Annotated in this window: 10 protein-coding genes and 1 other annotated feature; of the genes, 4 read left to right on the top strand and 6 right to left on the bottom strand. The window is 38.0% G+C overall.

Annotated elements, in window-relative coordinates; genetic code table 11:
* The first annotated feature begins 41 nt into the window (after positions 1-41).
* Positions 42-2,660: a valine--tRNA ligase gene (locus ACI4WO_RS05895; RefSeq protein ID WP_439806636.1), complete on the top strand. Its 2,619-nt coding sequence runs from the start codon at positions 42-44 to the stop codon at positions 2,658-2,660.
* 30 nt (positions 2,661-2,690) lie between these two features.
* Here the strand turns inward: ACI4WO_RS05895 and ACI4WO_RS05890 are convergent, their stop codons facing one another.
* Positions 2,691-3,122 (bottom strand): hypothetical protein, encoded by a 432-nt coding sequence (locus tag ACI4WO_RS05890; protein WP_439806635.1) that lies wholly within the window; start codon positions 3,120-3,122, stop codon positions 2,691-2,693.
* A gap of 93 nt (positions 3,123-3,215) precedes the next feature.
* Between ACI4WO_RS05890 and ACI4WO_RS05885 the strand changes: the two genes are divergently transcribed.
* Positions 3,216-3,869: an HAD family hydrolase gene (locus ACI4WO_RS05885; RefSeq protein ID WP_439806634.1), complete on the top strand. Its 654-nt coding sequence runs from the start codon at positions 3,216-3,218 to the stop codon at positions 3,867-3,869.
* Positions 3,870-3,940: 71 nt separating this feature from the next.
* Here ACI4WO_RS05885 and lysA read toward each other — a convergent pair whose 3' ends face one another.
* Genes lysA through lon form a run of 3 tightly spaced genes read right to left on the bottom strand, consistent with a single transcriptional unit; the run spans position 3,941 to position 8,296 of the window.
* Positions 3,941-5,239, bottom strand: a complete 1,299-nt coding sequence (gene lysA / locus ACI4WO_RS05880; protein WP_439806633.1) for a diaminopimelate decarboxylase — start codon at positions 5,237-5,239, stop codon at positions 3,941-3,943.
* Positions 5,240-5,280: 41 nt separating this feature from the next.
* Positions 5,281-5,871: a ribosome biogenesis GTP-binding protein YihA/YsxC gene (gene yihA / locus ACI4WO_RS05875; protein WP_439806632.1), complete on the bottom strand. Its 591-nt coding sequence runs from the start codon at positions 5,869-5,871 to the stop codon at positions 5,281-5,283.
* A 13-nt stretch (positions 5,872-5,884) separates the two neighbouring features.
* A complete protein-coding gene (gene lon, locus ACI4WO_RS05870; protein WP_439806631.1) occupies positions 5,885-8,296 on the bottom strand; it encodes an endopeptidase La in 2,412 nt (803 codons plus the stop codon).
* 278 nt (positions 8,297-8,574) lie between these two features.
* Between lon and ACI4WO_RS05865 the strand changes: the two genes are divergently transcribed.
* Complete coding sequence (locus ACI4WO_RS05865; RefSeq protein WP_439806630.1) at positions 8,575-10,383, top strand: cellulase family glycosylhydrolase; 1,809 nt, start codon at positions 8,575-8,577, stop codon at positions 10,381-10,383.
* A 105-nt stretch (positions 10,384-10,488) separates the two neighbouring features.
* On the opposite strand, the gene ACI4WO_RS05860 is transcribed toward ACI4WO_RS05865, so the two are convergent.
* Together ACI4WO_RS05860 and ACI4WO_RS05855 are read right to left on the bottom strand one after the other, a co-directional pair.
* Positions 10,489-11,409: a cohesin domain-containing protein gene (locus ACI4WO_RS05860; RefSeq protein WP_439806629.1), complete on the bottom strand. Its 921-nt coding sequence runs from the start codon at positions 11,407-11,409 to the stop codon at positions 10,489-10,491.
* Between the two features lie 106 nt (positions 11,410-11,515).
* Positions 11,516-13,177 (bottom strand): 2-isopropylmalate synthase, encoded by a 1,662-nt coding sequence (locus ACI4WO_RS05855; RefSeq protein ID WP_439806628.1) that lies wholly within the window; start codon positions 13,175-13,177, stop codon positions 11,516-11,518.
* Positions 13,178-13,247: 70 nt separating this feature from the next.
* Positions 13,248-13,491 (bottom strand) — a binding site (T-box leader).
* Between the two features lie 159 nt (positions 13,492-13,650).
* Here ACI4WO_RS05855 and ACI4WO_RS05850 point away from each other — a divergent pair.
* The gene (locus ACI4WO_RS05850; RefSeq protein ID WP_439806627.1) at positions 13,651-13,905 is read left to right on the top strand and encodes a hypothetical protein; all 255 of its coding nucleotides are present in this window, start codon (positions 13,651-13,653) and stop codon (positions 13,903-13,905) included.
* The last annotated feature ends 38 nt before the right edge of the window (positions 13,906-13,943 follow it).

Raw genomic sequence — 13,943 nt, 5'->3', positions numbered from 1 at the left:
TGCTTTGGCTGTTTTCATAAAATGCGAACGGAGATGTTATGATGAGCAAAGAACTCGCAAAGTCCTATAATCCTAAGGATTTTGAAGACAGAATTTATAAGTACTGGAATGACAGCGGCTGCTTTAAAGCTGAAGTGGATAAGAAGAAAAAGCCGTATACTATTGTTATTCCTCCGCCGAATATTACAGGTCAGCTGCATATGGGACATGCCCTTGATGAAACATTGCAGGATATACTTATAAGATATAAGAGAATGTCCGGTTATTCTACACTGTGGCTGCCGGGTACTGACCACGCTTCAATTGCTACTGAGGCAAAAATAGTTGAAGCTATGAAAAAGGACGGTGTTACTAAAGAGGATATCGGCCGTGACGGATTTTTGAAGCGTGCATGGGCATGGAAGGAACAGTACGGCGGAAGAATCGTTGAGCAGCTTAAAAAACTGGGTTCTTCATGTGACTGGTCAAGAGAACGCTTTACAATGGACGAAGGCTGCAATAAGGCTGTAAGGGAAGTGTTTGTAAAGCTCTATGAAAAGGGACTTATATACAGAGGCGAAAGAATTATAAACTGGTGTCCTCACTGCCTTACATCAATTTCAGACGCTGAAGTTGAATATGAGGATCAGGCAGGACATTTCTGGCATCTGAGATATAAAATCAAGGATAGTGATGATTATCTGGAGCTTGCTACAACACGTCCTGAAACGCTTTTGGGCGATACTGCTGTTGCGGTTAATCCTCAGGATGAAAGATATAAGCATCTGGTAGGCAAGACTGTTATACTGCCTATTGTTCACAGAGAGATTCCGATTGTGGCAGATGATTATGTTGAAATGGATTTCGGAACTGGTGTTGTTAAAATTACTCCTGCACACGATCCTAACGACTTTGAAGTGGGTCTGCGTCACAATCTGCCTGTTATCAATGTAATGACGGATGACGCAAAAATTACAGATGATTATCCGAAATATGCCGGAATGGACAGATATGAGGCAAGAAAGGCAATCGTAGCCGACCTTGAATCAGAGGGTGCATTGGTAAAAATTGAGGATTACAGCCATAATGTAGGTACATGCTATCGCTGCGGTACAACCGTTGAACCGAGAGTTTCAAAGCAGTGGTTTGTAAAAATGGAATCTTTGGCAAAGCCTGCAATTGATGCAGTAAAAAACGGTGAAACTAAATTTGTTCCGGAACGTTTTGACAAGATTTATTTCCACTGGCTTGAAAATATCAAGGACTGGTGCATTTCCAGACAGCTCTGGTGGGGACATCAGATACCTGCGTTTTACTGTGATGACTGCGGAGAAATGGTGGTTACAAAGGAAAACGAAGCAGTATGTCCGAAATGCGGAAAGAAAATGCGTCAGGATCCGGATACTCTTGATACATGGTTCTCATCGGCTTTATGGCCGTTTTCAACACTGGGCTGGCCGGACAAAACAGAGGATCTGGAATATTTTTACCCTACAAATACTCTTGTTACAGGCTATGATATAATTTTCTTCTGGGTTGTAAGAATGATGTTCAGCGGTATTGAACATATGGGAGAAGTACCGTTTAAAACTGTACTTATCCATGGTCTTGTAAGAGATGAACAGGGAAGAAAAATGTCGAAATCTCTGGGCAACGGTATTGATCCGCTGGAGGTTATTGACAAATACGGTGCAGACGCTCTGAGATTTATGCTTGCAAGCGGTAACTCTCCGGGTAACGATATGCGTTATTCTGATGACAAGGTGAAAGCAGCAAGAAACTTTGCAAATAAGCTCTGGAATGCTTCACGCTTTATCATGATGAATCTTCCTGAGGACTTTGAAATAAAGGGACTTCCGGAAAATCTTAAGCTAGAGGACAAATGGGTTGTAAGCAAATTTAATACTCTTGCTAAGGAAGTAAATGAAAATCTTGAAAAATTCGAGATTGGTGTTGCAGCATCCAAGATTTATGACTTTATCTGGGACGTTTACTGTGACTGGTATATAGAACTTACAAAGCCCAGAATTGCTGAGGGCGGCGAAACTAAGGAAACTGCTCAGGCGGTACTGGTTTGGGTAATGCAGGGAATGCTTAAGCTCTTGCATCCGTTTATGCCGTTTATTACCGAGGAAATATGGCAGGTTCTTACAAATGAAAGCGGTTCAATTATGGTGTCTTCATTCCCGGTATATGATGAAAAATATTCTTTTACAAAGGAAGAAGATGACTTCTCAAAAATAATTGACGCTATTAAGGCAGTAAGAGCAAGAAGAACAGAAATGAATGTTCCGCCGTCAGTAAAGGCAAAAATATTCATAGAAACTCAGTATACTGAACTGTTCAGCGGATGCAGCATTTTCTTTGAAAAGCTTGCTTCTGCGTCAGAAATAGAAGTATCAGATAAGTATGATATAGAAGATGCAGTAACTGCGGTTACAGACTGTGCAAGACTGTTTATTCCTCTTGACCAGCTTGTGGACAAAGAAAAGGAAATGGCACGTCTTGAAAAAGAAAAGGCAAAGGTTCAGAAGGATATTGACTTCTTAAGCGGCAAGCTTAATAATCAGGGATTTTTAGCAAAGGCTCCGGAAAAGCTGATTGAAGCTGAAAAGGCAAAGCTTGCTAAGGCAGAAGAAAAAATGGCTAAAATTGAACAATCAATGGCAGGACTAAAATAAAAATATAACCCGGGAAAATTTTTTCTCGGGTTATTTATAAAAATCAAATGCTTTTTCATATAGTTTACGTGTTTGTTGTTCATCACCAAATGATAAACAATCATCAGCATAGCAAAGTGTGAAGAAAGGTTCTTTATGATATAAAGAACCAGGAAGATTTTTCCATATACTATAACAATGATATCCATACTCTTGAATGTTCATATCGTTTGAATTATATGACAACTCTAATCCCTTAAACAGGGCTTTACCAAATATGTTTTCATTAATATTTGCATTATATTTAAAATAGTTTTTGAGTATTTCAAAAGTATCTTGACTATTGAAACAACATTCTTCTAATTCAAGTAAAATATTTCTTTTACTATTTTTTAAAAATTCCTTATCAAGTATTTTGTTATAATCTACATCTGAACATAGACCAAATGACCATAGATATGCATATGCTAATAATTCTTCCATTGGCTATCACCTCGATGATTTATATTATTATGCCTTTATTATATCATTAAGTAATTAAAAAGTCAATTAAATAATAAAAGGAGAACAAGTAAAATGAGAATCAAAGGCGTTATTTTTGACATGGACGGACTTATGCTTGATACGGAAAAGCTGCTTATGAAATTCTGGATAATGTCTGCAAATGAGTTTGGGTTCGACATGAAAAAAGAACATGTTCTTGGGATACGCAGTCTTGCAGCAAAGTATGCAGTACCAAAATTGCAGGGCATTTTCGGAGAAAGCTTTGATTATTTTGCAATACGCAAACGCCGTATTGAGCTTATGAATCAGTATATTAAAGAAAATGGTGTGGAAAAAAAGCCCGGACTTGATAAGCTTCTGAAATATCTGAAAGCTAATGAATATAAAATTGCTGTTGCAACTGCAACAGATGAGCCAAGAACTGAAATGTACCTGAAATCTGTAAACGTACTGGACTATTTTGATGTTATGGTTTGCGGACCTATGGTTGAAAATGGAAAGCCTGCACCGGATATTTATCTTAAAGCTTGTGAACTTCTGAATCTTGAACCGTCAGAATGCATAGCTCTTGAAGATTCTCCTAATGGGATATTATCCGCTTATCGTGCAGGATGCAAACCAATAATGATTCCGGATTTGTCACAGCCTGATAAGGAAACCTCTCAAATACTGTTTAAAAAACTTGACAGTCTTGATATGGTTATAGATGTTCTTGAAAAAATATGATATTATAAATTAATCTGCATATCAAAATGATATGCGGATTTTTATTATATAGCTTATAAAGTTATAATTGTTTAAATATCGTTTCTTATAATATCGTCAAGAGTTTCTCTTTTAATAACGACTCTTGATTCACCGTTATTTACAAATACCGTTGCTGGTTTTGGAATACGGTTGTAATTTGAAGCCATTGAATAGTTGTAAGCTCCCGTAGCGCAGACTGCTATAGTATCTCCCGGTTCGACCTCCTGCAAAGGCATTCCTTCGCCTATCAGATCACCGCTTTCACAGCATTTGCCTGCAATAGTCACAGTTGTATTTCTTGGCTTGTCTGCCTTGTTTGCAACAATTGCTTCATACTCTGACTTATAAAGCGCATATCTTGGATTATCAGTCATACCGCCGTCGATTGATACATATGTTCTGATATTTGGAATATGCTTAACTCCGCCGCATGTATAGAGTGTGATTCCGGCAGGACCTGCCATAGAACGTCCTGGTTCGATAAGTATAAATGGCTGCTTAACACCAAGTTCCCTGCAGCTTTCCTTTACTGCTGCTGAAACCTTTTCCATATATGCTTCATACGGAACAGGATCGTTATCTTCCGTGTACTTAATACCGAATCCGCCGCCCAGGTTCAGTTCAGATATCTCATGACCTGTCTGAGCCTTGATTTCAGCAATAAATTTAAGCATTACCTTAGCAGCTTCAACAAAAGGATCGATATCAAAAATCTGTGAACCGATATGACAGTGAAGTCCCTTAAGATTAATATTAGGGTGGCTCAAAGCGATTTTTACAGCTTCCATAGCTTCTCCGGTTTCAAGAGCAAAGCCGAATTTGCTGTCAATCTGACCGGTTCTGACAAAATCGTGAGTATGAGCGTCAATACCCGGCTTGATTCTAAACATGATATTTGCCTTTACGCCTTTTTTTTCTGCAATTTTGTCAAGTCTCTGAAGCTCATAAATATTATCCACAATAATTCTTCCGACATTCAGATCAACTGCATATTCAAGTTCTTCATCTGTTTTGTTGTTTCCGTGAAAACAGATCTTATCGCAGTCAGCACCGGCTTTGTATGCAGTATACAGTTCTCCGATAGAAACAACATCAAGACCAATACCTTCATCTTTCATTATTCTGCACATTTCCAGACAGCAGAAAGCTTTGCTGGCATAGCAAACCAGACCTTTGCCGTCATAGAATCTGTCAATACTGTTTTTAAAGCTTTTGCAGTGTTTTCTTATCAAAGCTTCATCCATGACATAGAGAGGTGTGCCATATTGCTTTGCCAGATCAACAGTATCAACTCCACCTGCGGTCAGATGACCCTTTTCATTGACATCGAGATTTTCTGATACAAACATTTCAAACATCCTTTCAAATTATTCTTTTGCCTGAGGACAGATCATTCATCCTCTCCGGCAATTTCCTCTATAATACTCCGTACATCTTCAACACCCTCAAAAGTCTGTGAAGAAAACGGAATAATATGAATCTGATCAAAATAAGGTATTTCTGTTTTAAAGGCTTCCATTCTTTCAATTCGCTGCATTTTTTTTAATTTGTCTGCTTTGGTAAGAATAATTGCAAAAGGAAGCTCAGTTTCAACAAGATAATTTATCATCTGGATATCGTCAGCTGAGGGTGCATGACGCATATCTATTAACAGAAAAACAAGTCTTATATCACGGTCTGAATTGAGATAGCCTTCAATCAGTTCGGACCAGCGGCGTTTTTCAGATTTGGCAATTTTGGCATAGCCGTAACCAGGCAGATCTACAAAGTAAACATTTTCCAGTCCGTAAAAATTAATAGTTGCGGTTTTGCCCGGAACAGAGCTTACTCTTGCAAGATTTTTCCTGTTAAAAATTTTATTTATTAAAGTTGATTTGCCGACATTAGATCTGCCTGCAAAAGCAATTTCAATGCGTTCGCATGGCGGGATCTGAGAAAAAGTTCCGTAAGCGGCAGAAAACTCAGCTTTGTTGTAGTTCATTAAAATCTCCTTTTTATGATGTTACTGATGCATTACTGCTGTCCATATTATCCTCCGGCGGAATAATCATTTTCACAGGTTTTCCGTTTTTATTATTTTTTTTGCAGAGTGCATTGTCAAGTACATCTTCAAGTTTTGAAGCAAATATGAATTCAGTAGATGCCTTTACAGCATCATCAACTTCCTCAAGATCGCTTTTATTAGCCTGAGGAATAATAACTGTTTTTATACCTGCTTTGTATGCTGCCATAGTTTTTTCACGGAGTCCGCCGATAGGAAGAACTTTTCCGTGAAGAGTTATTTCACCAGTCATAGCAACATCACATCTTACAGGCATGCCGGACAAAGCGGATACAAGGGCAGTAGTCATTGTAACGCCGGCAGACGGACCGTCTTTCGGAACAGCACCTTCCGGTGCGTGAATATGAATATCTTTTGTTTTATAAAAATCAGGAGAGATATTATATTTTTCATCAACGCTTCTTACATAGCTTACTGCAAGCTTTGCACTTTCCTTCATAACATCTCCTAAAGAGCCGGTAGTTTCAATATTGCCCTTTCCGTCAAGAATCAGTACTTCAAGAGGCATCAGAACTCCGCCTGCCTGAGTCCATGCAAGACCATTTACTACACCTATTTCATTTTCAGTTAATTTATCATCATCAATATATTTTTTAGGACCTATATATGATTCAAGATTTTTAGCTGTAAAGCTTACCTTTTTCATATTTCCTGAAACAATTTCCTTTGCAGCTTTTCTGCACAGTCCGGCAATGGCTCTTTCAAGATTTCTGACACCGGCTTCTCTTGTATAGTAATCTGTCAGACTATAAATTACAGTGTCGTTTATTTTTATCTGACTTGCTTTGAGACCGTGCTTTTTAATCTGCTTTGGAATAAGATGTTCCTTTGCAATATGGAATTTTTCTTCTCTTGTATAGCTGGTAAGCTCAATTACTTCCATTCTGTCAAGAAGAGGCTGGGGAATGGTGTCAGTTGTATTTGCAGTAGTTACAAACAGAACACGGCTTAAATCAAAAGGAACTTCAATATAGTGGTCACGGAATTCCTTGTTCTGTTCGCTGTCAAGAACTTCAAGCATTGCTGATGCCGGATCGCCTTTGAAATCATTTCCCATTTTGTCTATTTCATCAAAAAGGATCAGCGGATTCTGAGTTCCTGCCTGTTTCATAGCAGAAATAATTCTTCCCGGCATTGCACCGATGTATGTTTTTCTGTGTCCTCTTATGTCTGACTCATCACGGACGCCGCCAAGAGAAATTCTTACATATTCTCTTCCCAGAGCTTTTGCAATGGATTTTCCGATTGAAGTTTTACCCACTCCCGGAGGGCCTACCAGACAGATAATTTGTCCGGTTACTTCCGGCATCAGGCAGTGAACAGCAATACTTTCAAGAATTCTGTCCTTAACCTTTTTAAGACCATAATGGTCCTTGTCCAGAATTTTAGCTGCCTTATTTATGTCAGTTTTGGTTTTTGACAATTTGTTCCACGGGAGATCCAGAACAGTATCCAGATAATTCCGGATTACGAATGCTTCCTGTGACGAGGACGGCATTTTAAGCAATCTGTCAGCCTCTTTGACAAGCTTTTCAGTAATTTCCTCTGAAAGCTTAAGCTCATAGATTTTATCTATATATTCATAAGCTTCTTCCGGAGTTTCCTCATCACCCAGCTGAGATGAAATTACTTTCATCTGTTCACGCAGATAGTATTCCCGCTGATTTTTGTCAATATTGTTTCTGACCTCGTCCTGTATTTCTTTTTCAATTTCAAGGACTTCAACTTCATGAACCAGATCTGCATACAGCATGCCAAGTCTTGAAAGTATGTTTGATTCTTCAAGAAGCATCTGTTTGTCATGAAAATCAAAATTCATATTATAGGCAATATTTTCAAACAATGTGTATGGATTATCCTGACACATAATTGAACCTATAAGCTCCTTAGGCATTCTCGGAACAAGCTCTCCATAGCGTTCAAAAACATCCTTTATGGAGCGCATGATAGCAGTGAGCTCGGCAGAATCAGGTTTTGTACGACTGTAATCCGGAAGCTTTTTAATAAGGCATTTAAGCATTCCGTCTTCTTCCACCGTTTCTTTTATTTTTGCCCTGTATAAGCCTTCGACCAATACTCTCATTATATTGTCAGGGGTTTTCAGGGTCTGGCGTATTTCAGCTACTACTCCGATTCTGTATAAATCTTCATCTCCGGGTTCTTCAGTATATATATCTTTCTGAGCCGTAAGAAAAACAAGTCTGTCATTTTTCAGAGCTGTTTCAACTGCTTTAATTGAAATTTCCCTTGCAACATCAAAGTGCATAACAAATCTCGGAAAGCAGACAAGACCTCTCATGGCTACTGCCGGTAACATCAATTCATTATTTTTGTTCTCTTCCATAATATTTATCTTAAGTATCCATTGTAAAAAAGAATACTTTCTCCTTTCAGCGAGTTGTCTAAAATTCGTAATGTTACACTATATTATAGCTTATTTCTTTATATTTTGCAAGTCTAACGGGAAACAAAATTTAAAATATTTATAACTCGTCTATTGTAATCCTGAAGGGTAGTTTTGATTAAAGAAATTCATATATTGACAATTTTTTATTTATAGTGTATAATAAATGTATATATTATTGTGGGCGTTTTGTCTTTATTTTGGTTAGGAGGAATACTATGAAATTTAAGAAAAAGCTTATATCTGTTGCAGCTCTTATGGCTGTTGCAGTTACAAGCATTGCGTCTGCTTTTACCGGTACGACATTTTCGGCAGAAGCTGATGACTGTAATGATGACTGGCTTCATGCATCCGGCAGCAGACTTTATGATAAGGACGGTAATGAGGTCTGGTTGACAGGTGCAAACTGGTTCGGATATAACTGTACGGAGTGTGCGTTGCATTATCTCTGGAGCGGTGATATTGATGATCTGGTATGCTCCATTGCAGATCATGGTATAAATGTACTCCGAATTCCGGTTTCTACTGAGCTGCTTTATAACTGGATGATCGGTGACCCTGATCCTATGCAGAGCGTAAACCCGAATGATGATCCATACTATCCTTTTAATGTTGATTTGATTAATGAGGATGGGTCAGTAATGAACAGTCATGAAAGTTTTGACGTTTTGCTGGCAAAATGCAAAAAATACGGAATAAAAGTTTTTATTGATATTCATAGTCCGGAATCTAATAACTCTGGACATAACTACGGACTCTGGTATGGAAAAAGTTTTACCGGACGTGACGGAAAAGAGGTTACCGTAACAACAGAGGTATGGCAGGAAACTCTTGTATGGATTGCTGATTACTATAAGAATGATGATACTCTTATCGGATATGACCTGAAAAATGAACCTCACAGTACATACGGCGGTGCTCCTGTTGATGCTATATGGGATACTTCAGATGCTGAAAATAACTGGAGAAAGGCTGCAGAAGACTGTGCAAATGCCATTCTTGCAAAGAATCCTAATGCACTTATTTTTATTGAGGGTGTTGAAGGATACAATGGTTATGGTGCATGGTGGGGCGGAAATCTTCGCGGTGTTGCAGACTGTCCTGTTGTTCCGGATTCAGGAACAAGTCAGATTGTTTATTCTCCTCATGACTATGGTCCGATCGTAAGCGATCAGACATGGTTTAATAAGGATTTCACTGAACAGACCCTTCTTGATGATTACTGGTATGATACATGGGCATATATTAATGATCAGGATATTGCGCCTCTTCTGATAGGAGAATGGGGTGGTCGTCTGGATGGCGGCGATAATGAAAAATGGATGAAACTTCTTCGCGACTACATGATTAAAAATCATATTAATCATACATTCTGGTGTCTTAATGATGATTCAGGTGATACAGGCGGACTTTGGAAAGATATTCAGTATAATCCTACAACAGGTACAACTGTTAACTGGGATGCAGAAAAATATGATTTGTTTGAACCGTCACTATGGCAGACAAGTGAAACAGGAAAATATATTGGTCTTGATCATCAGACGCCATTGGGTGTAAACGGAACAGGTATTACGGTTGCGGATTATTATGAAAATTATGCATCATCTGAAGGAAGCAATCTGGATTCTGATGGTTCAGTTGATCCAAAACCTGTTGAAACAACAGCAGCTACAACTGCTGATACCACAACAACTTCTGCAACAACTGTAACTTCTGTAACAACAGATGTATCAGTAACTGATGCTACAGAAGAATCTGCTGATACAAGCGTTGAGGGCGAATTAAAGTATGGTGATGTTAATCTGGACGATGCAATCAGTTCAACAGATGTTGTAGTTCTTAATAAGTATCTTCTGAGTGCGAGTGAGTATGAACTGGTTCATGATGATAATGACAGGGCATATTTACAGGCTAACTGCAATTGTGATGTTGATGATAAAGGGGAAGCAATTATTGATCTGACTGATTCTTCAATGATAGTAAATGTTATATTGGGCGTTTCAGATGAAAGCAGTCTTGGAAAATAATAATAAAATAAAATAAAATATCCATCCTGATGAAAGGGATGGATATTTTTGCATGTAAAAAAGGCAGAAGCAACAACTTCTGCCTTATATTTTTGTTAAATGTGATTAACTAAATGTTCCGGAAAAATCTTTACCTGAACCACCGCCTACATATTCAAGAGCGTCACTGTCGTAACCAAATCTGAATACGCAAGCAACAATACCAGGATTGTTTTTCATGTTAAATGTTACTGTTACAGTATCTCCAGGATTTCCGCTTACATTAGTTGCCATAATTTCAGCTGAGCCATCATTCTTGAAAGAATTAGGAGTTGCTTCAGAACCTACAACAACAGCACCGTCAGTTGTACTGAATTTTACACTTTGGGCATCCCAGTTTGAAAAGTCAGTCCATTCTATAGTGACAGGATATGTACCGTTTGCTGTAGTATCTTTGATCTTAAACTGAGCAGTGATGAATTCACCGTCAAATACAAAGTCCTTTGATTTTGAGAGATCCATCCACCATGCCTGCATTATTTCTTTTTTACCAGCTGTGGTTTCATTACCGCTGTTGTCAGAAGAATTGTCACTTTCACTTGAATCCTGATTTTTTCCAGGAATCATTACTACATCAGTTGGGTGAAGAAGATCATCTTCGTTTAATGAAGGGACAGTATTGTCATCATCGTTATTGTTATTATTATTATTATTGCCGCTATTATTGTTGCCTGATGATGAATTATTTCCGCTTTGATTATTGGATGACGAATTATTATTTTCTCCCTGAACGGCAGCTGATCCGGTGTCATTATTACCTGCATCACTGTTACTGTTTTCAACAGGATCCTGAGCGTTTTCTGCTGATTCGTCATATGGTTCTATAGTCAGATCATGCTTTTGTAAAGACTGGATCTCTTCTGATGAAAGTGTAGCGTTTGTTGCAACACCGTTTTTTGTACCGCTTTTTTTGTCAGAACATGCTGAAAATGAAACTGCCATTGCACAAACAAGAGCAATTGCAATCAATTTTTTCTTTATATTCATTTTTAAATCTCCTTGCTATAAATAGATAGTATTAACCACTAACATTCATATTATACAATGATTTTTTAACAATGTCAACCCTTAAATTGTGAAAAATAAACGAAACTTAGTCTGTAATCATATTGTTTACAGCACTTATCAGTGCTTTCAGGGAAGAATCAATGATATCTGTAGCAATTCCCACTCCCCAGTAATTTTTACCATTATTGTCTTTGATGCCAACATAAGAAACGGCTTTGGAGGTTGCTTTTTCTTCCATGGCATGTTCTGTATAAGTGTGCAAAACATATTCCATACCAAGCATTTGCTTTAAGCATACACTTACAGCATTAAGTCTGCCATTTCCATGAGCTTTTTCATTTATAGTCTTTCCGTTATATTCTATGGTAACATCCGCCTCAATACCGTCCTTCTGAACGTAATGAGCTTCTTTAAGACATATAGGGTACTGTTTGTTTATAAATGTTTCTTCAAATACCTTATAAACTTCGGAAGGCATAAGTTCACGGTGTGCATTATCAGAGACATGCTTTACCAGATAGCCGACTGTTTCTCTCATATTCTGAGGCATTTTAATACCGAACTGGTTTTCCAGAACATATCCGATACCGCCTTTGCCGGACTGGCTGTTGATTCTGATTACATCAGCTTCATAAACTCTTCCTACGTCTTCCGGATCAATAGGCAGATAAGGCACTGTCCAGTACTTGCAGTTTTTCTCCTGACGCCATTTCATACCTTTGGCAATAGCGTCCTGATGGGATCCGCTGAATGCTGCGAATACAAGCTTGCCGCTGTATGGCTGACGCTCGTAAACTTTCATTCCCGTAATTCTTTCGTATATTTCAGTGATTTCCGGGAGGTTTTCAAAATCAAGTTCCGGATCAACCCCCTGTGAGAACATATTCATTGCCAGTGTTACTATGTCAACGTTTCCTGTTCTTTCTCCGTTTCCAAACAGAGTACCTTCAATTCGGTCAGCACCTGCAAGCAGTCCCATTTCGCTGTCTGCTACAGCACAGCCTCTGTCATTGTGTGGATGAAGAGAAATAATCAGATTTTCACGGCTGATCAGGTGGTCGCACATATATTCAACCTGATTAGCGTAAACATGGGGCATTGAATGAGAAACGGTAACCGGAAGATTGATTATAACCTTGTTGTCCGGAGTCGGTTCCCAGATTTCAATAACCTTGTTGCAGATTTCGGCTGCGAATTCTGGTTCTGTACCAGTAAAACTTTCCGGTGAGTATTCAAAACGGTAATTGCCCTCAGCGGTTTCCCTGTATTTTTTGCAAAGCTCTGCACCCATTACAGCGATATCAATAATTTCATTTTTTTCTTTTTTGAATACCTGTTCTCTCTGTGAAACAGATGTTGAATTATACAGATGAACAATTACATTTTTAGCACCCTTGAGAGCCTCAAAAGTCTTTTTAATAATATGTTCTCTTGATTGTGTCAGCACCTGAATTGTAACATCATCCGGTATCAGATTCTGTTCGATCAGTGCACGACAAAACTCATATTCTGTTTCAGACGCTGCCGGAAATCCCACTTCAATTTCTTTAAAGCCGATTTTAACCAAGTGTTTAAAGAATTCAAGCTTTTCTTCCAGTGTCATAGGATTTATAAGTGCCTGATTTCCGTCTCTCAGATCCACACTGCACCAGATAGGGGCATGATCAATATAATCCTTCTGTGCCCATCTCATAGGTGCATTATTTACCGGGAAATACTGTCTTGTGTACTTTTCAAAATTTTTCATGATATATTCATCCTTTCTGTAGTTATTGTCAGAAATGCAATTATAACAAAAAAGCTTCATCTCTTACATATAAAGAGATGAAGCATAATACTCCACGGTACCACTCTTTTTGGCGTACAAACCCTACGCCCACTCATACTGCATCCGACAATGCATTTCTCTGTAACGGGAGAACCCGTTTCAACCTAATTGCAAAATGCGTTCAGCGAACTGCTCAGGGAGGAGTTATGACCGTTTCGGAATACTGCCTTTCACCATATCCGGCAGCTCTCTGAAAAACCTAACCCGGTTTTGTTTCCCGTCATAGCATTTATATCACTAATATAATATAATATTTTTTCCATTTTGTCAAGGGGTTTGAAAAAATATTTTATACAAATTTTCTGTTATATTTTTGTAAATTGACATTTATTTTACCATGATTTATAATTAAATCAGATAATTTTATATTAATAAGTATAAGGGAGAACAAAATGAAAAAAGTACTTTTAATTTTTACTGTGTTAAGTCTGATGCTATCTTCTGTCGGATGTACTGAAAATATGGATTCAAACATGTCTTCGTCAGTTATTTCGGGTGAAGACGTTTTTGAAACTGTACCGGAGACTGATACTCTTAGCAGTACCTCTTCAGCAGCACAAAATATATCAGACAAAATAATAAATATGGCTGATGAGAATTTATACTCAGATAAATTTATTACGTCATATATTAATTATACTCAATAATAAATAATATTATAGAAGCATCCGATTAAATAAAATTA

Origin of the sequence: Porcipelethomonas sp. (genome assembly GCF_051893655.1) — a bacterium.
Lineage (GTDB): Bacteria > Bacillota > Clostridia > Oscillospirales > Ruminococcaceae > Porcipelethomonas.
The sequence above is the reverse complement of the archived record's forward strand: the minus strand, read 5'-3'. Positions and strand labels throughout refer to the sequence as shown.

What these genes read in the sequence shown, in the direction of transcription:
- ACI4WO_RS05885 (WP_439806634.1), top strand. Translation starts at nt 3,216, where the DNA reads ATGAGAATCAAAGGCGTTATTTTTGACATGGACGGACTTATGCTTGAT.
- ACI4WO_RS05890 (WP_439806635.1), bottom strand. Translation starts at nt 3,122, where the DNA reads ATGGAAGAATTATTAGCATATGCATATCTATGGTCATTTGGTCTATGT.
- ACI4WO_RS05895 (WP_439806636.1), top strand. Translation starts at nt 42, where the DNA reads ATGAGCAAAGAACTCGCAAAGTCCTATAATCCTAAGGATTTTGAAGAC.
- ACI4WO_RS05860 (WP_439806629.1), bottom strand. Translation starts at nt 11,409, where the DNA reads ATGAATATAAAGAAAAAATTGATTGCAATTGCTCTTGTTTGTGCAATG.
- lon (WP_439806631.1), bottom strand. Translation starts at nt 8,296, where the DNA reads ATGGAAGAGAACAAAAATAATGAATTGATGTTACCGGCAGTAGCCATG.
- lysA (WP_439806633.1), bottom strand. Translation starts at nt 5,239, where the DNA reads ATGTTTGTATCAGAAAATCTCGATGTCAATGAAAAGGGTCATCTGACC.
- ACI4WO_RS05855 (WP_439806628.1), bottom strand. Translation starts at nt 13,177, where the DNA reads ATGAAAAATTTTGAAAAGTACACAAGACAGTATTTCCCGGTAAATAAT.
- ACI4WO_RS05865 (WP_439806630.1), top strand. Translation starts at nt 8,575, where the DNA reads ATGAAATTTAAGAAAAAGCTTATATCTGTTGCAGCTCTTATGGCTGTT.
- yihA (WP_439806632.1), bottom strand. Translation starts at nt 5,871, where the DNA reads ATGAACTACAACAAAGCTGAGTTTTCTGCCGCTTACGGAACTTTTTCT.
- ACI4WO_RS05850 (WP_439806627.1), top strand. Translation starts at nt 13,651, where the DNA reads ATGAAAAAAGTACTTTTAATTTTTACTGTGTTAAGTCTGATGCTATCT.